Genomic DNA, 20590 nt, shown 5'->3' with positions numbered 1-20590 from the left:
ACCTGTTGTCGTGACTTATCCGACGGATTTTGATGAATCGAAAGAATACCCTGTTATTTTCAGTATATATGGTGGTCCTGACGCAGGTACTGTGAAAGATACATGGAAAGGTACAAGAAGTCAATATTGGGCTAATGAGGGCGTTATTCAAGTGTCGGCTGATCATCGTGCATCTGGACAATTTGGAAAACAGGGCGTAGCACTTATGCATCGTAATCTGGGACACTGGGAAATTATAGATTATTCTACTGTTGCGAAATGGTTTAAAGCAAAACCTTGGGTAGCTAAAAATAAATTTTTGATTACTGGCCATAGTTATGGCGGTTATATGACATGTTTAGCAATGACTAAAGCCGCAGATGTTTTTGACTTTGGGATAGCTGGTGCTCCTGTGACATCATGGGAGTTGTATGATACCCATTACACAGAGCGTTGGATGGATACGCCACAAGATAATGCAGAGGGATATAAAAATGGTTCTGTCTTAACTTATACGGATAATTACAAAGGTGTTTTGAGAATTATGCATGGCGATATGGACGATAATGTTCATTTGCAAAATACCATGCAATTGGTTGATGCTTTGACCGATCGTTCTGTACCTTTCGAGTTGATGATTTATCCGGGTAGTCGTCACGGATTTGAAAGATCTAAAAATGCATATGATTTTAAAGAACGTGTACGTTTTTACTATCAGTATTTATTAGAAAAACCGGTTCCAAAGGACTTTAAATAGAGGTGTACCTATAACTAAAGCCTTCTCAGAATATTATTTGAGAAGGCTTTTTTGTTTTGCTATCTTTTGTGTGTAAAAAAAGATGAAATATTGAGTTGTTAAATTGTTGATAACCAAAAATTATTTCATCTTTGTGTAATTTATTTTTATTTCGATGATTCAGTTTCTCAAGGAGAGCACTTTTGCTGTTAATGAAGTTTTAAGCAGATCAATTCATATACTAAAGGGACATTATTTCTCAATAGGGGGATTGTTATTGTCTATTTTTTTATTGTTTGTTGTTGCTCATGAATTAACTTTTTATTTGGAGACCTCAAGTATACTTCTCAAAATTCCTTTGATGCTGTTATTTGCTGTAACTTTATTAGGCTTACAATTGTTTCTGTTTAAATTTATTTTGAATTTATTGGATCATAAAGAGCATGTGGGTGTTGTTAAAACATGGCCTTCCTGGGCAGAATTAATTAATTTTTTAGGTGGAATTGTCGTTTTTACATTAGCTTCTATATTGATTCTTTTTTTTGCTATGATTGTTTGTTTCCCCCTTATCTATATGGGTATAGATACGGAGGTGGTATCATTTGAGATCGTACCAAATGTAGGAGCAATCTTATCCTTCTTTATATTGCTTCGTATCTCATTCTTTCCTTTTTTTATTATTGATAAAGGAATTAGTGTCATGAAGTCTTTGCGTTGGAGTCTGGCGATTACGAAAGGAAATATAATTCGTTTATTTTTAATTTTATTGAGTTTAGCTTTTGTTAGCGTATTAAATATTTATTGTGTTTATATGGAGTATTCCATTATGGCAATTATATTTAGTTTAATAAATTCATTTTTAATTATCCCGTTAACTTCTGTTGTCTATACAGTTGCTTACCGAGATATGGTTCAAGAATATAAGGGTAGTGAAGATCCGAGTATTTTAAGTAATATATTTTAATAAATAATTTTGATTTTGAATAAAAAAGGAATTGCGGTTTTAGGTTCAACGGGTAGTATAGGTACACAAACCTTAGATGTGGTACGCGCCTTTCCTGATCTTTTTCATGTTGTAGTATTGACCTGCGGTTCAAATGCTACTTTGTTAGTAGCGCAGGCATTAGAATTTTTGCCCGACGCTGTTGTTATTATCAATGAAGAACAAGTTGATTTTGTTAAATCAAAATTAGGACATACTCAAATTGCGGTTTACTCAGGTATGCAGGCTTTAGAAGAAGTGGTACAGTTTGAGGCGGTTGATGTTGTTTTGAATGCCATTGTAGGTGCTGCTGGACTCAGACCTACTGTTAAGGCTATTTCCTGCGGTAAGGATATCGCACTAGCTAACAAAGAAACACTGGTTGTTGCGGGTGAATTGGTGATGAGCTTAGCTTCTCAATATCAAGTTAAGATGTTGCCAGTCGACTCGGAACATTCAGCGATTTTCCAATGTTTGGTTGGTGAAGAAGCTAATCCGATTGAAAAAATATATATCACTGCCTCTGGAGGGCCTTTTCGTGGGAAGGACCGTTCGATATTGACTTCCGTAACAAAGGAACATGCTTTGAAACATCCGAATTGGGTAATGGGTGCTAAGATTACGATTGACTCGGCTTCATTAATGAATAAAGGACTTGAAGTAATCGAAGCAAAATGGCTTTTTGATCTGAAAGTAGACCAAGTTGATGTAATTGTACATCCTCAGTCCATTGTACATTCGCTTGTACAGTTTCAAGATGGATCTTTAAAAGCACAACTCGGATTGCCAGATATGAAGTTACCGATACAGTATGCCCTGTCTTATCCAAATCGTTTAAAGAATACTTTTGAACGGTTTAATTTTATGGATTATCCAGAATTAACTTTCGAAAAGCCAGATTTGGAAACTTTTAAAAATTTGGCATTAGCTTATGATTCTTTACGAAAGGGAGGGAATAGTGCATGTGTACTAAACGCGGCAAATGAAGTCGTTGTGGATGCATTTTTGAAGGATAAGATTAGTTTTTTAGGAATGAGTGATGTGATCGAGACTGTATTGGAAAAAGTAAATTATCTTGCGAGACCAAGTCTAGATGACTATATTGAGTCCGATTATGCTGCAAGGAGAGTTGCGCAAGAAATAATCAATTAAGTAAATAATTATAGAAGAAGATACATGGGTGTTTTAATTATGGTGGCACAAGTCATATTGGGCTTGTCAATTTTGATCGTATTGCATGAGTTGGGCCATTTTTTAGCGGCACGCGCTTTTGGAATTAAAGTAGAAAAATTTTATTTATTTTTTGATGCATGGGGTGTCAAATTATTTAAATTCAAATATAAAGACTGTGAATATGGAATTGGCTGGTTGCCTTTAGGTGGCTATGTTAAAATTGCTGGTATGATTGATGAATCCATGGATACTGAGCAATTGAGTGGAGAGCCTCAAGAATGGGAGTTTCGTTCAAAACCAGCTTGGCAACGTTTGATCGTGATGCTAGGTGGTATTATTGTTAATGTCATTGTTGGTGTTGTTGTATTTTGGATGTTAACATTTAAAATGGGCACTACGGACATCAAGAATGATCAATTGGTGAATGGTATTGTACCCGGGGAAATTGGGAAGTCAATCGGCTTGCAGGCGGGAGACCGTATTTTGGCTATTGATGGCACTAAGATTGAAAACTATTCAGATTTAATTAGCTCTAAACTATTAATGGGAGGAGTAGATCTGACTGTAAATCGTGCTGGTGCTGATACAAAAATTCATGTTCCAGCGGATATCTTAAATACAATTGCGGATAAAAAAGATGAGAAATTTATAGAACCACGGATGAAAATGACCTCTGTTGCAGCTATTCAACCGGGTTCAGAAGCAGTTAAAATGGGTTTTCTTAAAGGCGATAGTATTGTTGCAGTTGACAATACGCCAATTCAGTTTTTTGATCAGTTTAAGGACCAATTGAAAGCAAAAGTCGGAAAACAAGTTGAATTGAAAATTTTACGCGATGGTCAAGAACAATCTTTAAAAGGTGTTGTGCCTTCTGATGCGATTTTGGGTTTTAATGTTAATCCGGATCAAACCATTAAAACATTTACGATTCATTATAGTTTAATGGAGTCTTTGCCAATGGGGGCAAAGAAAGCATTCACGGTTATTACTGATAATGCAAAAGGATTTGGTAAGATATTTAAGGGAGAGATTCGTGCCGATAAAGCTTTATCAGGTCCTGTAGGTATTGCGCAGTTGTTCGGTACTGAAGTGGACTGGGTACGCTTCTGGTCATTAGTAGGTATGTTGTCTATGGCTTTGGCATTCATGAATTTATTACCGATACCGGCATTAGATGGTGGACACGTGGTATTCTTGTTGATCGAAATGATCCAAGGAAAACCATTAAGTGAAAAATTCTTAGAGAAGGCACAGATGGTAGGTTTCTTTATTTTACTTGCTCTAATGGTCTTTATTTTTGGAAATGACATTTTTAAATTATTCAAGTAAGGGATATTAAGTTTATACAAGGGGGTCTTACTTAATTTGTAAGACCCTTTTTATTTTTAGATATTTGTATTATGGATGGAAAAACAAGAGCAACGATTAAACCTGGTATGTTGGTTAACATTATCTTGAAAAAAGATCAGCGATCAGGAGAACTTACTGAAGGTATTGTTAAGGATCTTCTGACATCTGCACCATTTCATCACAGAGGAATCAAGGTTCGATTGATGGATGGTCAGATCGGTCGAGTTGCAGAGATAATTGAGGATGACTTTTAACCTATTTTAGTTTTATAAAAAAAGCTTCTGACCTAATAGGATAGAAGCTTTTTATAAACATTTTAAGAAATTGCTCTTTCGATCTTCATTATAGACCAGATTTATAACTGGTCTTAGATGATCGGAAATATCTTTTTCTGAATATCTATTTTAAAATTCTTTTGTAGGGAATCAAAAAATAAATGATTGCTTGGATTATTTTGAAAGACTAAATACGGAATCTCTATAATCTCTTTTTGTGTTTTTATTCTAAAGTACCCAAATAATAATCCTTTTGTATTTTGGATTGATTCAATTTGTTGCACTGCCTTAACATCTCGTAACAAATTAAAGTGATAAGGGTCTTTTGTCATAGATTCAATGACTACATCTTCAGTTTGCTTATTATACCAAATTACTTGACTGCTCGTTTTCTTTAAATGATTCTTAAAAAGAAAAAGGTAACCAATCATGTATATTGATATTGGAAATAGGAATAGTAAAATCTTTATTTTGATTATCAGCGCAAGCATAATAATCAATAAAATTGCTCCTATACCTACATTTTTCATTACCTTTTGAGATGTATCTGCTATGATAACTTTGGATGTATCTATTTTTTGATAACCATTTTTTACAATAATAGCTGGACTATTGGTTGCGGTAAATGACGCGGACAGCTTTTTACTGATGTAGTACAATAAAAATAAAATAAGTCCAACTATTAATATAACTTTGGTCATGACAGTTTATATGTTAATACTGTTCATTATCATTTGGATAATTAACTGATTTTACATCAGCTACATATTGTCCTACAGCTCCCGTTATTTCTTGATATAATTGTGCATATTGTCTTAAAAACTTAGGTTTAAAGCCTTTAGTCATACCTAGCATATCATTGACAACTAGAACTTGTCCGTCACATTGGTTACCAGCGCCTATACCAATAGTCGGTATCGCTAAACTTGCACTTACTTCGGCAGCAAGTGCTGCTGGTATTTTTTCCAACACGATGGCAAAACAACCTGCTTCTTGCAGTGCTAGCGCATCGGCCTTTAATTTTTCAGCTTCATTATCATCTTTAGCACGAACACCAAAATTTCCAAATTTATTAATTGCTTGTGGTGTTAATCCCAGATGTCCACAAACTGGTATTCCCGCATTTATAATTTTCTTAATGTTGTCAATGATTTCTAGACCACCTTCCAATTTAAGGGCGTGTGCTCCCGACTCTTTCATGACACGTACTGCAGATAAATAGGCTTGATCGATGCTTCCCTGATATTCGCCGAAAGGAAGATCCACTACAACCATTGCTCTAGTTGTACCTCTTACAACAGATGCCGCGTGGTAGATCATCTGGTCTAAGGTGATGGGCAGTGTTGTTTCATAGCCTGCAAATACGTTCGCAGCGGAGTCGCCTACTAAAATGATATCGATGCCACCTTCGTCAAGTGCTTTTGCCATGGTGAAATCATAACCTGTTAACATCGCGATTTTTTCATGACGATGTTTCATTTCCTGTACCTGTACTGTAGTGATACGTTTTATTTCTTTATTTACAGACATTACTGATTTGTTTAAATTAACCAAAATTAGAGAAATTCGTTGAATTAAGGTCATTAATTATTGATTTTAAAATGATAGTTTGGTAATTAGCAGATTAAATTGCTTTGATTTTACTATTTTTGCAGGATGAGAGAAAACGAAACTCGCTTATTTAAATTTCCAAAATTTTCCGATCTAATTGTTTTTGAAGATGATAATTTGATTGTTATCAATAAACCCCCTTTCATTGCTTCGTTAGATGAGCGTGAAGGAGGAGAGATCAATATTTTACGATTAGCAAAAAAATATTACGCAGATGCGCAGATTTGTCACCGGTTAGATAAGGAAACTTCTGGATTATTACTGATTGCTAAAAATCCTGAGACCTACCGTTCTGTTTCTATTGAATTTGAAAGACGTCGTGTCAATAAGGTATATCATGCTATCATTGCAGGCACACATACATTTACGGATTTAAAAGTTGAGTTACCCATTTTAAATCAAGGAAGCAAAAATGTGTCAATAGATCGCGCCAAAGGTAAGGCGGCTACTACAATTTTTAATTCAATACGTTATTTTAACCACTATACTTTAGTCGAATGTAAGCCTATTACAGGCCGTATGCATCAAATTCGTATTCACTTAGCCACACAGAAAGCTGCAATTGTGGGGGATGATATGTATCATGGAAAACCGGTATACTTGTCACAGATTAAAAAACGTGGGTTTTCTTTGGCTAAAAATGAAGAGGAACTACCAATTATGAAGCGCTTTGCTTTGCACTCCCGGTATGTTGACTTTACAATTGATGGAAAGAAGTTTGAGTTTGAAGCCCCATATCCAAAGGATTTTGCGACTTTGCTTAAACAGTTAGAAAAGTTTGATTCTTAAATGCCGATCATGAATCCGAAAACAAAAAAATAATTGGCAATTCAGTATTTGTCGTTATCATTCTTTTGCTTTTGTGGCCAACAAGTAGAGCTTATTTTCAACAAGGCTTAATGAAAATTGGTTTATTTAAACCAACATTGGAAGAACCTGAAAAAATAAATTCGCAGATTTCTGTGCAGAATAACATTTCTTTTAAAAATGATAAAGGGGAGATCGTGAATATGAACGATCTAAAGGGTAAAGTTGTATTCATTAATTTTTGGGCCACATGGTGTCCTCCTTGCATTGCAGAAATGCCTTCCATTGCTACGTTATATGAACGATTGAAAGGTAATAGTGAAGTCGTTTTTCTGATTGTAGAAATTGAAGGAGAATCTGAGAAGGCAAATAAATTTATGACGGGTAAACAATTAAATCTACCCGTTTATTATCCAAATTCACAAATTCCTAAAGAATGGTTAGGTGGTTCTATACCAACGACATTGATTATCAATAAACATGGTGAGATTGCTACTAAACATGAAGGTTTAGCAGATTATTCTCGCCAGGAAGTTTCAGATTTTATAATTGAATTAACAAAAAAATAAGTACAGAATAACCGGTATGACTAGAGCAGAACTTATTCAACAGATTAAGATAAAAAAATCATTTCTTTGTGTTGGTTTAGATACAGATATTACAAAAATACCTGAGCATCTACTGGCAGAGGAGGATCCAATTTATACGTTTAATAAAGCCATTATTGATGCTACATCAGATTTGTGTGTCGCATACAAACCGAATATCGCATTTTATGAGAGTTACGGTATTAAAGGCTGGCAGTCTTTGCAAAAAACTTGGGAGGCATTACCTAAAGATTGTTTGAGTATTGCTGATGCTAAACGTGGTGATATCGGAAATACATCAAAATGTATGCACAGGCATTTTTGATGAAAAGCAATCGGGATTAGGTTTTGATTCCATAACGATAGCACCATATATGGGAAATGATTCTGTTACTCCCTTTTTAGATTTTGATGGAAAATGGGCAATTGTACTGGCATTGACATCAAATGCAGGAAGCCTGGATTTTCAAAATTTTAAGAATGAATCAGGTTTGCAGTTATTTGAGCAAGTCATTGATAAAGTGAATACATGGGGAACAATTGAAAACCTGATGTATGTAGTAGGTGCGACCCGTGGTGAAGGTTTTATTAAGATTCGTGAGCATGCTCCTGATCATTTCCTTCTAGTTCCGGGTGTTGGAGCGCAGGGAGGTTCCCTTCAAGATGTCTGTCAATATGGAATGAATAAGGATTGTGGCCTTTTAGTAAACAGCACAAGAGGTATTATCTATGCTTCAAAAGGACATGATTTTGCGGAGAAAGCAAGAGAAGAGGCTTTGAAATTACAACAAGAGATGGAAGCCGAATTAATTAAGGCTGGAATTATTAGTTAATTCTTACATATCGGCATATTGAAAAGCTTCAGATCGAAAGGTCTGAAGCTTTTTTTATGTATTTAGGTGATTAATCGTGATTATTCATAAAGAAGAAATTGTAAATTTAAAATATAAAATAGATAACAATGAATGTAGTGAGTACTCTACTATTAGCATGTATGCTAGGAACTGGCTGTGTGGTTGATGCACAAGAGATCGGAAATATTGTAGAGGGTGAAGTTTTTACTTCAACGAAGTCTAGTGAAGATATGTATCAGTTAGTCTGGAAACTTTACAAATCTAACAAGCACGAAGAAGCTTTAAAACTTATCGATAAGCTTATCGCTCAAGATAAAACAATAAGTGCTTATTACGAATTGAAATGCTACATCTTAATTGCACTGAAAAGAAACACAACTATTATTGAAACTGCCACGAAGGGTATCGCATTAGATCCTGATAATCATTCGTTTTACGATATAAGGGGTAATACTTATTATTTTGATTTAAAACCCGAATTGGCAAGATCTGATTATCAAAAGGTACTTCAATTGGAAAAAAATAATGCTCGTTATTATAATAATTATTTGAAGTTACTTAATGAAATGCGCAAGGATGATGAATTGATAAATGTATTTAAGCTTTTCGAGAATAGCATGGTAAGTGGAGAAGATATCAAGGAACCTCGATTTATAGCTGATGTTTACTTTTATGGAGCCTTGGCCTATCAACGTCAAAAAGATAATTTAAGAGCTGTTGAGCTTCTTGGGAACGCAATTAAAAAATCTCCAGAAGCAGCGATGTATTACAATAATAGAGGTTTGATATTTCAAGATCTAAATAAACTGGAAGCTGCAAAGAAGGATTTGGATAAAGCTATTGAATTGGATCGTGATAATCCTGTTTATTATGAAAATAGATATGCTATCTTTTTTGATTTAAAGAAATATCAAGAGGCGCAAAATGACCTATTAAAAGTAATTAGTCTGGGAAATTCTGATCTAGATATCTATGCTTCATTGGCACTGACCTATGATGTTCTTAATAATTATCCAAAAGCTGCTGAATATTATGATTTGGTTTTACGCAAAAATCCAAATCAAACAATGATTCTAAGTAACTATGCTTATGCTTTATTTGAATTGAATCAAATATCTAAAGCTATTGAAATGTTTGAACGGGCGCTTGTTACTGATCCTGCAGAGGTTGATATTTTGGTAGGTCTAGCAGTCTTATATCACGTTGATGGGAAAGAAAATAAGTCTAAAGATTTATTTCAGGACATTAAAATCAAGACAAAATATGAGGCAAAAAAACAGCTACTAGAAACTTTGGAAAAGGAAGATTATAGATTTTCTTCAAAATTTAAAGCAGCATGGGAAAACTGTTTTAGTGATTAATGTTATTTAAGCCTGATCAAAAGGTATTATTTTTTTGCAATAAAAATAGGGTGTGTTTTTATACAGAATGAGTATTTTGAGAAGATTTAAGTCAAATTTCCTTTCTATAAATTCATATCAAATGCGTAACTTTGCGCCATGCCAGAAAAAATTATAATTCTTGACTTTGGTTCGCAATACACGCAATTAATCGCGCGTCGTGTAAGAGAACTTAATGTGTATTGTGAAATTCACCCATTTAACAAATTACCTGAATTTGACGAGACTGTAAAGGGAGTAATCCTTTCGGGAAGTCCATATTCAGTAAGACAAGAGGAAGCTCCTCAAATTGATTTTAAATCAATTCAAGAGCGTTTTCCTTTATTAGGTGTTTGTTATGGTGCACAATATATCGCTCAAAAATCAGGAGGTGAAGTATTACCTTCGGAAATCCGTGAATATGGACGTGCTAATTTGCAATTTGTGAATGCTGAGAATGAATTATTAGCGGGTGTACCGGTTCAGTCTCAAGTATGGATGTCTCATGGTGATACTATTAAAGAAGTTCCTTCAAACTTTGAAATTATCGCAAGTACAGATAAAGTACGTGTAGCAGCTTATCACATTATCGGTACAAGAACTTTTGGTATTCAATTTCATCCAGAGGTGACCCACAGTACAGATGGTGTTATTTTATTGAAAAACTTTGTTGTGGAGATCTGTGGATGTGCTCAAGAGTGGACTCCAGATGCTTTTGCTGAAACAAGTGTTGCTTCTCTGAAAGCGGAATTAGGTGACGATCACGTAATTTTGGCATTATCAGGAGGAGTTGATTCTACTGTTGCAGCTGTTTTATTACATCAAGCCATTGGCAAAAATTTGCATTGTATTTTTGTTGATCATGGTTTGTTACGTAAAGGTGAATTTGAACAGGTTTTGGATTCATATAAAAACATGGGACTTAACATTAAAGGTATAAACGCAAAAGAATTATTTTTTGGTCGTTTAGCTGGTGTTTCTGATCCTGAACAAAAACGTAAAATTATCGGTAATTCTTTTATCGATGTATTCGATGAGGCAGCAAAAGAAATTCAAAAGGAATTACCTGAAGGTATTGAGGCAAAATGGTTAGGTCAAGGTACTATTTATCCAGATATTATTGAATCGGTATCAGTTAAGGGTCCTTCTGCGACTATTAAATCGCATCATAATGTTGGCGGTTTACCTGACTACATGAAGCTGAAAGTAGTAGAGCCTCTGAAGACTTTATTTAAAGACGAAGTAAGACGTGTTGGTAAAACATTGGGTGTAGATCCTGCTATTTTAGGCAGACATCCTTTTCCAGGTCCAGGGTTAGCTATTCGTATCTTAGGAGATATCACTGAAGATCGTGTACGTATTGTACAAGAAGCTGATGATATTTACATCCGTAATTTGAAAGAAGCAGGATGGTATGATAAGGTTTGGCAAGCTGGCACGATTTTTCTTCCTGTTCGTTCTGTAGGTGTGATGGGCGATGAGCGTACATATGAGCATGTTGTTAGTTTACGTGCTGTAGGTTCATTGGACGGCATGACTGCAGATTGGATTCACTTACCTTATGATTTGTTGGCAAAGATTTCAAATGAAATTATCAACCACGTCAAAGGCATTAATAGAGTTGTATATGATATCAGTTCAAAACCACCAGCGACGATTGAGTGGGAATAAAATTGCTCTTGCAGTAGCATTGGCTTTAAGTCTTGCAAGCTGTACGATAAAAAAAACAGGCGTACTTCGCTCACCTTCTAGTGAAGGTGAGCAGGGTACTGTTTCTAATAATAGTGGTAAAACTGCTGCTGAACAGGCTGAAGATGCCAGAAAACTCGAAGCTGCTAAAGCGAGTGAAAGCCTTAAAAATCAAAAATCAATTGCTCTTCTCTTACCTTTTCAATTAAACCGTATCGCAGGTATGCGTCCCACGGCTGAAGACGTTAAAAGATCGGCTTTAGCGTTGGATTTTTATCAAGGGTTTCAACTTGGCTTGGAAGAATTGGGTGAAAAAGGAAGTAAATTTAGTTTAAAGGTTATAGATTCTGAAGATGATAATTTTAGAAACACATCTTTAGCTGCTTCAGCGTCTATAAAAATGCCAATTTAATTGTAGGACCTGTTTATCCAAAAGAGATTAGAGCATTTTCACAAGCCTTTAAAGAGAAAAATATTTACAAATTTCACCTTTAGCGGCAACTTTGGCTTCCGAGTTTGCGATTCCCAATTTAGTGTCTTTAACACCTTCTATTCGTGCTCACTCTGAAATTATGGCGAAGCATGTAGCCAAGCAATATGCTTACGGCGACGTTGTTTTGGTTTACAATATACAAGATGGTGATAGTAAACAGTTTTTGGATAACTTTGCATCAGAGGCATTGGGTTATAATAAAAGTCTGCAAATAAAAGTTGTGACTTCTATAGCTGAATTAAACGAAAACTTAGTTGTTGCTGGGACTAATCATATTGTCTGTGGTACTACAAATAGAAATCAGATTAGAGCATTATTAGCAAATATGGACGTGCAAAGCAGTGAGTCGGGTTATGCTTTTAAATTGTATGGTCACCCAAATTGGGCAAAATTATCTTTTGAAGATTACACGAATATTGATCGTTATGAGTTGACCGTGACGACATCAACATTAGTGGATGAAAATGCTGAGCGAACAAGACGATTTAATCAAAAGTATAAGAATAAGTTTCAGGTAATTCCATCAGATTTTTCTTATAAAGGTTACGATGCCGCTATTTATTTTGGGGGCTTAATTGCTAAGTATGGCGATGACTACGCGCAACATTTGGTTAAGGAAACCTATTCTGGAATAAATAGTGATTTTAGTTTTGATTACTTTCCTGAGTGGGGATATGTAAATAGAGGGGTTCGATTTATGGTGTATCGTAATAATAGTTTTGATAGGAAGTAAAGATGAGTGATTTTAGTGAAAAAAGAGTACAGCAGCAAATTCGTAATTTTGAAAGAGCAATGGATGGTTATGAAGGGAATGAGCCGTTTGCTCGTTATCTAACTTCATTTTTTAAAATTAATAAGCAAATGGGATCAAAGGACAGAAAATGGACTTCCCGGTTGTGTTATAATTATTTTCGATTGGGTAAGGGGGCAACGCAGCTTTCTCAACAAAAAAGATTAATCATTGCGGAGTACTTATGTGAAACAGAAAGTCCATTTGTCGCTTTATTTGAACCTGATTGGAATTTAAGCCTATCATTGGAAGAAAAAATAGCTTTTTTAAAAAAACTAGAATTATTGGAGCTAGATACCATTTTTCCTTTTAAAAAATACCTTTCATCTGCGATAGATCAGGATGATTTTATACAAAATCAATTCTTGCAACCTGACTTATTTATTCGGATTAGAAAAGGTAAGGAAAAGTTTGTGAAAGCTATTTTTGAAGCGGAACAGATCGGCTATAAATTTATAACGGAACAAACTGTTGCTTTAGCAAATGGAACTTCACTACAGCGGTTTAAGGACCTCGACGGTGTAATCGAAGTGCAAGATCTTTCTTCTCAGCGGACCCTTGAATTTATGGATGCTTTTCCGAAAGAAAATTGGTGGGATGCCTGTGCCGCTTCTGGTGGTAAGGCTTTATTGTTCCTAGATAAGCATCCAACTATTAATTTATTGGTTTCAGATGTTCGTATGAGTATTCTGCGTAATTTAGATGAACGTTTTGAAAGGGCAGGTATAAAAGCTTATCGAAAAAAATAGTTGATTTAACGAAAGATACTACGCCTATTTTGGGTGCTGAGCTTTTTGATGGAATTATTTTAGATGCTCCATGCACAGGTTCAGGAACTTGGGGTCGTAGCCCTGAAAATATTAGTTACTTTAATGCAAAGAAGATCGATGAGTTTGCCACATTGCAAAAAGAAATTGCTAAAAATGTTTCATTGCATTTGAAAGTGGGTAAACCGTTGGTATACATCACTTGTTCTGTTTTTGAGAAAGAAAATGAGGAGGTGATTGCTTATATTCAAAAAGAACTGGGGTATAGTCTCCATTCTTATAAGGTATTAAAAGGATATTATGAAAAGGCAGATAGTATGTTTGTTGCCCGTTTAATCAAACTTTAATAGAATAAGAAATTTATCATAATAAAAGCATTTGCATATCGCAAATGGCTTTTATTATGATAGAACTATTAGCTTTGAATTAGCTTATTCACATTTACCCGGTACAACGAGCACAGGACATGTTGCTTTTCTAATTACAGCTTCAGAAACGGAGCCCGAGATAAAATGATCAAACCCTGTTCTACCATTTGATCCCATTACGATGAGATCTGCTGACCACTCATGAGAAGTGGCCAATATCTCTTCTTTTACCGAGCCTATTCTATTGAATAAGAAAACTTCATTAGCGCCTTCGAACTCTTGTCCTAGTTCTTCTAAGTATTTTTGAGCATTCTGCTGCTCTATTTCCGATACTTCGGGTATGATGATTGGTTGTTGACCTAACAGCGGATCTGCACCATAGCTGGCAGGAGAAGTGGGAGAGGTAACCGTCACTAAAGCTACTGAAGCTTCAAATTTTTAACCATTTCTTTAGCATAGGAAATCGCTTTATGTGAACATGGTTCATCGTCCACAGCAACTAATATTCTCGTTATTTTTACAACATTGGTATCCATGGTTCTGATATTAAAGTTTATATTCGTACATATTAATAACTTGAATATACGGTTTTTTGTTTTAGAAATATGGAATTTGGAATATGTAATTTAACAATTGTACCATTGCGGGCGGAGGAATCACATCGGAGTGAAATGGTTTCTCAATTGCTGTTTGGAGAAGCTTTCGAAATACTGACGAAATCAAAGGATTGGACAAAAGTTCGTACTGAAATGGACTCTTATGTTGGTTGGATACAGAATGGGCAATTTTTAGCAATAAGAGATGATCAGTATGAGGAGTACCAGTCGTTAAGTAAGGTAAAGATTGGTTTTGATGGGGGGCATCTTATCAATAATGATCTTTGTATCCAGCTTTTACATGGAACGATTGTACGAAAGGATTTTCCTTATATTGGAGTAGATCATTTAGTAGAGCTTAATGCAATTGAACTGCATTTTGAGCAAGAAGACTTCATCGAGCAGGTTGCAATACTCGCAAAGCAATACTGGGAGGTACCCTATCTTTGGGGAGGGCGATCTAAATTTGGAATTGATTGCTCCGGTTTCTCACAATTGATTTATCAATCCTTTGGTATTTCCTTACCAAGGGATGCTTATCAACAGGTTGAATTAGGGCAGACAGTTGACTTTTTGTCAGAGATTCAAGTTGGTGATCTTGCTTTTTTTGATAATGAAGAAGGTAGGATAAATCATGTTGGTATTATGCTGGACTCTGAAACCATTATTCACGCTTCTTCCCGTGTTCGAATAGATAGGATGGATCAAGAGGGAATATTTAATAAGGATTGGAATAAATACACACATAAGCTGCGTATCATCAAGCGCTATGTTTAAAAAAGAAAGGTCCGTCTATATTGAGACGGACCTTTCTTTCTTTATTTTCAAATATGATTAGAATTTGAAAGTTAAACCAAATTTAGCTGTATCAAAAAAGTTGTTAAAACTGTTGATGTTAGCATTGAATTCGTTTGAAGATTTACCGCCATCTTCTTTAGCTGTACCAAAAGATAATAAGTCTGTTAAACCAAAGTTGATCGCGATGTTTTCAGTAACGAAGTAATTCATCCCTAAACCAGCGCCAGCACCAAATCCTTTAACTTTAGGAATGTCTGTAGTTGTTGTACCGTTGTTAACTTCTCCAGTTCTTTGTTGATAACCAGCTGCCAATTGCGCATAAGTTTTAAAACGTGATCCTAAATCTAAAAAGTAGTAACGACCATAAGCACCAACTCCAAAGTTGCTTGATTTATTGTAAGTATCGTTAGTACCAGAATAGTCTGTTGCTTTTAAATTTCCAAAGTTGAAATCTAAACCAACTGCAACTTTATCAGATACGAAATAACCTACAGAAGGATTGAAGTTGAATGAGTTTTCTTTCTTTTCAGCTGTTTTATTATTTTTTGTATTTGCTGAGAAATTACCTTCTACAATAAAGTCAGTTTTTTTGAAACCAAATTCTTGTGCTTGAGATGCAAAAGTTAGACCAGCTACTGCTGTTAGAGTAAGTAATAATTTTTTCATTTTTTTAAAGTTTGTTTTTACAATATCCATAGTCAAACCTTTTGACTATTTGATTGATATTATCAATATAGATACCAAATTGATTTTTCAATGTCATAGAAATGTATTGATAAATTGTGTTAATCGTAATTTAAACGTTTTCAGAGGTTTAAAAATTGACATTATGAAAAAATAATTTATAATATATTTTGATATTTATATTGATTTAACTTTTTGTGATAAAATGTCAGTTTTTATTATGACACAAAAAAGACCATATGTCAGTGCTGACATATGGTCTTATAATTATTTTATTATTTAATATTTCTAGTCGAAATATTCTTTGATCCGTTCAAAAAATGATTTTTCAGATTTACCAGGTTGTGGCTTGAAATTCGGTGATTCTTTCAATTTCTGTAAAATCTCTTTTTCGTCAGATGAGACCGCTTTAGGCGTCCAGATATTCACGTAAATCAATTGATCACCTTTGTGGTAAGAATTGACTTCAGGAATACCTTTTCCTTTTAGTCTTAATATCTTGCCGGCCTGAGTTCCTGGTTCAATTTTAATTTTTGCTTTACCATCAATCGTTGGAACTTCAACGCTTGTTCCTAATGTAGCATCTACAAAATTAATATATAGGTCATAAATAATATTTAGACCATCTCTTTTTAATGCTTCATGAGGAATTTCTTCAATGAGGATAATAAGATCACCGGCAACACCTCCGCGAGGAGCTGCGTTCCCTTTTCCACTCATTGAAAGTTGCATACCTTCACTTACACCAGCCGGAATGTTGATCGCAATTGTTTCTTCACCTCTTTCTAATCCTTCACCTCTACATGTAGTACACTTTGCGGTAATTTCTACCCCTTCACCATTACAAGTAGGACAAGTGCTTGTAGTTTGCATCTGGCCTAAGATTGTATTGGTTACGCGGCGAACAGATCCTGAGCCGCCACAAGTATTACAAGTGTGGAAAGATGATTTATCTTTTGCACCACTACCATCGCAGGTATGACAGTTTACTTGTTTATTTACTTTTACTTTTTTCTCAACACCTTTAGCAATTTCTTCGAGTGTTAATTTTACTTTAATGCGAAGATTTGTTCCTTTAGCAACACGACGGCCTCCTCTTGAGCCTCCGCCACCGCCACCGAAGAAACTTTCGAAAGGATGACCACCTCCACCAAATATATCTCCAAATTGGCTAAATATGTCATCCATATTCATGCCACCACCATAACCGCCTCCGGAAGCAGAGCTACCCGCATGACCAAATTGATCATAGCGTTGTTTTTTCTGAGGATTGCTTAATACATCATATGCTTCAGCAGCCTCTTTAAATTTTTCTTCAGCTTCATGATCACCAGGGTTTTTATCCGGGTGATACTTTACGGCAAGTTTACGGTAGGCAGATTTAATTTCTTTTTCATCTGCACCACGAGCTACACCTAATATATCGTAATAATCTCTTTTTGACATCTTTTTTATCTTATTGACCTATAATTACCTTAGCATGACGGATTACTTTATCATTTAAATAGTAACCTTTTTCAATAACATCAATAACTTTATTTTTCAAATCTGGAGTAGGAGCTGGAATAGCCGTTATTGCTTCTTGTAAATCAGCATCAAATTCTTTACCTACTACATCCATTTCTTTTAAACCTTGGTGTTCTAAAGTTTGTCTGAATTTATTATTGACGATCTCAATACCAGTTTTTATTGATTCAACATCTGTTGCTGTTTCCATTGCTTTTAAAGCTCTGTCAAAATCATCCACTGTTGATAATAGTTTTGTGATTACATCTTTTCCAGCAGATTGAATTAATTCAACACGTTCTTTACTTGTACGCTTTCTATAATTATCAAATTCTGCTGATAAACGCACATATTTATCTTTTGCCTCTGCTACTTCAGCACTTAATTTCTCTTCAACAGAAAGTTCAATCGTCTCTTCTTGATTTTCCGTTGTATTATCCTCAATAGGATCTTGAATCGTCTCGTTATTATTCTCTTGTTCGCTCATTTCTTCTAAATTCTATGTGGGAAACTAATGTTCTTTCTCTAAAATCTAATTACAGTCAAAGTTGTTGCCAAAATGAAAAAATCCGACAGCTTGTCAGTAACCGGGAGAATGGACTAACAAAATGTCGGATGATCAGGATTTATGTCAGTATTGACAGTTATATTTCTACTTGATCTAGCAATACCCCATCAGCGGTTTTGATGATGCGTGCAGGCATATTACGGATTATTTGGTAATCATGAGTTGCCATTAAAACTGCTGTTCCAGAAGAAGCGATATCCCGTAAAAGCAATACAATTTCTTCAGAAGTAGCAGGGTCAAGGTTTCCTGTTGGCTCATCGGCCAATATAATTTCCGGATTATTAAGGAGTGCTCGTGCAATAACAATACGTTGCTGTTCTCCTCCTGAAAGTTCATGAGGCATTTTTTTTAATTTCGAGCGAAGTCCTACTTTTTCCAGCACATCGAGCATTCTATGTTCAATTTGCGTTTTATCTTTCCAGCCGGTGGCTCTAAGTGCAAATTCTAAATTTTTCTCTACAGAGCGATCTGATAATAAATGAAAATCTTGGAAAACGATTCCTAACTTACGTCTCAGGTAGGGGACATCATTTTCATGCAGTTTTTTTAAATCAAAACCTGCAATTAGTCCTTCTCCATTACCAATATATAAATCGCCATAGATTATTTTTAGCAAACTACTTTTTCCACTTCCTGATTGACCAATGAGGTAAAGAAATTCGCCTTTATTGATATTCAAATTCACATTCGATAAGACCAAATGTTTTTGTTGGTAGATATCGACGCTTTTTAATGTGATTACTGTATTTCCAGACATTGAACTATAATTCTAATTTTTTTATTTGTCCAAATGGCAATTCCTTTACCATTTGCATAATGTACGCTGACTTGTCTCCGAGACCAATTTGTCCAAAGATTTGTCGGGGCGATCAACCCTAAAATATGCTAAAAGAGTGAATGAATCATCTCTTAATTGAACATAGTCAGGGATTTTGGCAACTCCTTTTACTTTGATTATATACATCTATTTACAAAGTTAGTACTTTTTATTTCAAAAAATCCTTCCACGAATATAAGGCTATGCTTACTGGTTTGCAAATAAAAATTCTAGTGTATTGACCCCATCAGCATAATCATCTAAAGCAGGATTTTGTCCGGCACCGAATTTAAAAGCTGGTGTTTTGATCGTTAAAGGTGCTTCTGATGTAACGCATTGTAAGCTGTCTGATAATGTATTTAAGTGCTGGGAAAGATTGTCTAAGTTATCATACTCTTCAAAATAAACCACAGCTAAGGGTGATGCTATTTTGTCATTTTGTTTTAATAATAAAAACCCATTATCATAATGCTTGTCACCATTTATTAAATAAATGGATTTGTTATAATCGTAATTATTATTGTATTTATAATGCGTGTTCACATCTTTAAAAGATTCAATTCCTTCATAGAAATGACTTATATCATAATTTTTTGGGATAAATATTTTAGATACAGAACGACATCCCAGACCGTAATAATCAAAGATATCATGGCCTAAAGCTTTTAGTTGCTCGTGCGATTCTTCACCTGTAATGATGGCAATGCTGTTTCTGTTTTTTCTAATAATATGTGGTTTTTTTCCAAAGTAATGTTCAAAGTACCGCGAAGAATTGTCGGAACCTGTTGCAATCACTAGATCAAAATCAGTTAATCTATCTACTAGTTGCACGCGATCTTTAAATCTTGGTTCAACTTCTATCAATTTCTGAATCACGTAAGTTGTTAGAAGAGCATCGTCTGAAGAAACCTTAATCTGTGCTTTAAAACCAGCGACCAATACGCATAATATATCATGAAGACCTACAAGAGGTATATTGCCCGCTAAGACTAAACCTACAATTTTGTCACTTTCAATATCAGGATATGGCGATAGCAATTTTCTAATAGCTCAAGGTTTAAATTTGCTTTCCAAGAAGTAAAGGCTTTATTAACGTGTTCTGCGGTATACCATGCATTTTTATGATGAGCAGTTGCAACTAAATGTTGTAGCTCTGCATGATCATTAATGAATAAGTTCGCAAGTTTTGCAAACCTTCTAATCGTTGTTTCTTTGTCAAAATGTAAAAATTAATAAACGTGTATACACAAATTTGTATTATATTTGTGTTATTAATACAATCAGCGAAACCAAGTTACTCTTAGTATTTAAACGTGTAAAATGATTTGATTGTATAAATGATAGTACAAAAATAGTTTTTTATCATAATTTTGAGGTTATAAATGGCGATTAAAATTACAGACGAGTGTATTAACTGTGGTGCTTGTGAACCGGAGTGCCCAAATAATGCAATATATGACGCTGGAGTGAGTTGGAAATTCTCAGATGGGACGGCATTAGATGGAGTTATTGATTTTGGCGATGGAGTAACGTTAGATGCTGACGATTCTCAAGCTGCTGTATCAGATGAAGTATATTACATTGTTTCGGACAAGTGTACAGAGTGTGTTGGTTTTCATGATGAACCACAATGTGCAGCTGTTTGTCCAGTAGACTGCTGTGTAGATGACGAAGAGGTTCGTGAATCTGAAGAGGAGTTATTAGCAAAGAAGGCCTGGTTACACGCTGAATAAAAGCATCGCTTTTAAAATAAAATTTTGAAAAAGGTAGAATATGTACAT

General features: G+C 34.9%; 25 protein-coding genes and 1 pseudogene. 17 read left to right on the top strand and 9 right to left on the bottom strand.

What is annotated here, in order from left to right; translation table 11 throughout:
- The first annotated feature begins 10 nt into the window (after positions 1 to 10).
- From L950_RS31520 to L950_RS01580, 5 genes are all read left to right on the top strand, one after another.
- A complete protein-coding gene (locus tag L950_RS31520) occupies positions 11 to 736 on the top strand; it encodes an alpha/beta hydrolase family protein (protein WP_231576764.1) in 726 nt (241 codons plus the stop codon).
- A gap of 154 nt (positions 737 to 890) precedes the next feature.
- The gene (locus L950_RS01595; protein WP_021192257.1) at positions 891 to 1679 is read left to right on the top strand and encodes a hypothetical protein; all 789 of its coding nucleotides are present in this window, start codon (positions 891 to 893) and stop codon (positions 1677 to 1679) included.
- 15 nt (positions 1680 to 1694) lie between these two features.
- The gene (locus L950_RS01590) at positions 1695 to 2849 is read left to right on the top strand and encodes a 1-deoxy-D-xylulose-5-phosphate reductoisomerase (protein WP_021192256.1); all 1155 of its coding nucleotides are present in this window, start codon (positions 1695 to 1697) and stop codon (positions 2847 to 2849) included.
- A gap of 24 nt (positions 2850 to 2873) precedes the next feature.
- Entirely contained in the window at positions 2874 to 4199 is a 1326-nt protein-coding gene (rseP, locus tag L950_RS01585; protein WP_021192255.1) for an RIP metalloprotease RseP, read from the top strand.
- A 71-nt stretch (positions 4200 to 4270) separates the two neighbouring features.
- The gene (locus L950_RS01580) at positions 4271 to 4474 is read left to right on the top strand and encodes a YwbE family protein (protein WP_021192254.1); all 204 of its coding nucleotides are present in this window, start codon (positions 4271 to 4273) and stop codon (positions 4472 to 4474) included.
- A gap of 113 nt (positions 4475 to 4587) precedes the next feature.
- Here L950_RS01580 and L950_RS01575 read toward each other — a convergent pair whose 3' ends face one another.
- Positions 4588 to 5196: a hypothetical protein gene (locus L950_RS01575; RefSeq protein ID WP_021192253.1), complete on the bottom strand. Its 609-nt coding sequence runs from the start codon at positions 5194 to 5196 to the stop codon at positions 4588 to 4590.
- Positions 5197 to 5209: 13 nt separating this feature from the next.
- On the bottom strand, positions 5210 to 6025 hold the full coding sequence (gene panB / locus L950_RS01570; protein WP_021192252.1) for a 3-methyl-2-oxobutanoate hydroxymethyltransferase: 816 nt from the start codon (positions 6023 to 6025) through the stop codon (positions 5210 to 5212).
- A gap of 126 nt (positions 6026 to 6151) precedes the next feature.
- Between panB and L950_RS01565 the strand changes: the two genes are divergently transcribed.
- From L950_RS01565 to L950_RS31515, 10 genes are all read left to right on the top strand, one after another.
- Complete coding sequence (locus tag L950_RS01565; protein ID WP_021192251.1) at positions 6152 to 6895, top strand: RluA family pseudouridine synthase; 744 nt, start codon at positions 6152 to 6154, stop codon at positions 6893 to 6895.
- Positions 6896 to 7005: 110 nt separating this feature from the next.
- Positions 7006 to 7482 (top strand): TlpA family protein disulfide reductase, encoded by a 477-nt coding sequence (locus L950_RS01560; RefSeq protein WP_231576763.1) that lies wholly within the window; start codon positions 7006 to 7008, stop codon positions 7480 to 7482.
- Positions 7483 to 7498: 16 nt separating this feature from the next.
- Positions 7499 to 7825: an orotidine 5'-phosphate decarboxylase / HUMPS family protein gene (locus tag L950_RS36995; protein WP_021192249.1), complete on the top strand. Its 327-nt coding sequence runs from the start codon at positions 7499 to 7501 to the stop codon at positions 7823 to 7825.
- Positions 7779 to 8333, top strand: coding sequence for an orotidine 5'-phosphate decarboxylase / HUMPS family protein (locus L950_RS01555; protein ID WP_410528076.1), 555 nt, complete (start codon positions 7779 to 7781; stop codon positions 8331 to 8333). The genes L950_RS36995 and L950_RS01555 overlap by 47 nt, the downstream gene beginning before the upstream one ends.
- Positions 8334 to 8470: 137 nt before the next feature.
- Positions 8471 to 9715 carry a tetratricopeptide repeat protein gene (locus L950_RS01550; protein ID WP_197086167.1) on the top strand — a complete coding sequence of 415 codons (1245 nt, stop codon included), beginning with the start codon at positions 8471 to 8473 and terminating at the stop codon, positions 9713 to 9715.
- Positions 9716 to 9853: 138 nt separating this feature from the next.
- A complete protein-coding gene (gene guaA / locus L950_RS01545; protein ID WP_021192246.1) occupies positions 9854 to 11404 on the top strand; it encodes a glutamine-hydrolyzing GMP synthase in 1551 nt (516 codons plus the stop codon).
- A complete protein-coding gene (locus L950_RS25655; protein ID WP_021192245.1) occupies positions 11391 to 11834 on the top strand; it encodes a hypothetical protein in 444 nt (147 codons plus the stop codon). Before guaA ends, L950_RS25655 begins: the two co-directional genes overlap by 14 nt.
- 91 nt (positions 11835 to 11925) lie before the next feature.
- A complete protein-coding gene (locus L950_RS25650; RefSeq protein WP_021192244.1) occupies positions 11926 to 12648 on the top strand; it encodes a hypothetical protein in 723 nt (240 codons plus the stop codon).
- 2 nt (positions 12649 to 12650) lie between these two features.
- A complete protein-coding gene (locus L950_RS01535; protein ID WP_231576762.1) occupies positions 12651 to 13454 on the top strand; it encodes a hypothetical protein in 804 nt (267 codons plus the stop codon).
- Between the two features lie 29 nt (positions 13455 to 13483).
- Positions 13484 to 13819, top strand: a complete 336-nt coding sequence (locus L950_RS31515; protein WP_231576761.1) for a hypothetical protein — start codon at positions 13484 to 13486, stop codon at positions 13817 to 13819.
- An 84-nt stretch (positions 13820 to 13903) separates the two neighbouring features.
- Here L950_RS31515 and L950_RS01530 read toward each other — a convergent pair whose 3' ends face one another.
- Complete coding sequence (locus L950_RS01530) at positions 13904 to 14254, bottom strand: universal stress protein (RefSeq protein WP_021192243.1); 351 nt, start codon at positions 14252 to 14254, stop codon at positions 13904 to 13906.
- A 191-nt stretch (positions 14255 to 14445) separates the two neighbouring features.
- Between L950_RS01530 and L950_RS01525 the strand changes: the two genes are divergently transcribed.
- On the top strand, positions 14446 to 15213 hold the full coding sequence (locus tag L950_RS01525) for a C40 family peptidase (protein WP_021192241.1): 768 nt from the start codon (positions 14446 to 14448) through the stop codon (positions 15211 to 15213).
- Positions 15214 to 15270: 57 nt separating this feature from the next.
- Here L950_RS01525 and L950_RS01520 read toward each other — a convergent pair whose 3' ends face one another.
- The 6 genes and pseudogenes from L950_RS01520 to L950_RS01495 form a co-directional block, all read right to left on the bottom strand.
- Positions 15271 to 15900 carry an outer membrane beta-barrel protein gene (locus tag L950_RS01520; protein WP_031289748.1) on the bottom strand — a complete coding sequence of 210 codons (630 nt, stop codon included), beginning with the start codon at positions 15898 to 15900 and terminating at the stop codon, positions 15271 to 15273.
- A 306-nt stretch (positions 15901 to 16206) separates the two neighbouring features.
- On the bottom strand, positions 16207 to 17364 hold the full coding sequence (gene dnaJ, locus L950_RS01515; RefSeq protein WP_021192239.1) for a molecular chaperone DnaJ: 1158 nt from the start codon (positions 17362 to 17364) through the stop codon (positions 16207 to 16209).
- A gap of 10 nt (positions 17365 to 17374) precedes the next feature.
- Entirely contained in the window at positions 17375 to 17911 is a 537-nt protein-coding gene (locus L950_RS01510; RefSeq protein ID WP_021192238.1) for a nucleotide exchange factor GrpE, read from the bottom strand.
- A gap of 157 nt (positions 17912 to 18068) precedes the next feature.
- Positions 18069 to 18749 (bottom strand): cell division ATP-binding protein FtsE, encoded by a 681-nt coding sequence (locus L950_RS01505; protein ID WP_021192237.1) that lies wholly within the window; start codon positions 18747 to 18749, stop codon positions 18069 to 18071.
- Between the two features lie 4 nt (positions 18750 to 18753).
- Positions 18754 to 18956: pseudogene (locus L950_RS31510) on the bottom strand (fructose-6-phosphate aldolase).
- Positions 18957 to 19016: 60 nt separating this feature from the next.
- On the bottom strand, positions 19017 to 19847 hold the full coding sequence (locus tag L950_RS01495; RefSeq protein ID WP_021192236.1) for an acyl-CoA reductase: 831 nt from the start codon (positions 19845 to 19847) through the stop codon (positions 19017 to 19019).
- Positions 19848 to 20191: 344 nt separating this feature from the next.
- Between L950_RS01495 and L950_RS01490 the strand changes: the two genes are divergently transcribed.
- Complete coding sequence (locus L950_RS01490; RefSeq protein ID WP_021192235.1) at positions 20192 to 20542, top strand: 4Fe-4S dicluster domain-containing protein; 351 nt, start codon at positions 20192 to 20194, stop codon at positions 20540 to 20542.
- The last annotated feature ends 48 nt before the right edge of the window (positions 20543 to 20590 follow it).

The organism is Sphingobacterium sp. IITKGP-BTPF85, from assembly GCF_001006065.1.
Classification (GTDB): domain Bacteria; phylum Bacteroidota; class Bacteroidia; order Sphingobacteriales; family Sphingobacteriaceae; genus Sphingobacterium; species Sphingobacterium anhuiense.
Note: the sequence above shows the minus strand (reverse complement) of the source record. Positions and strands in the feature narration are given on the sequence as shown.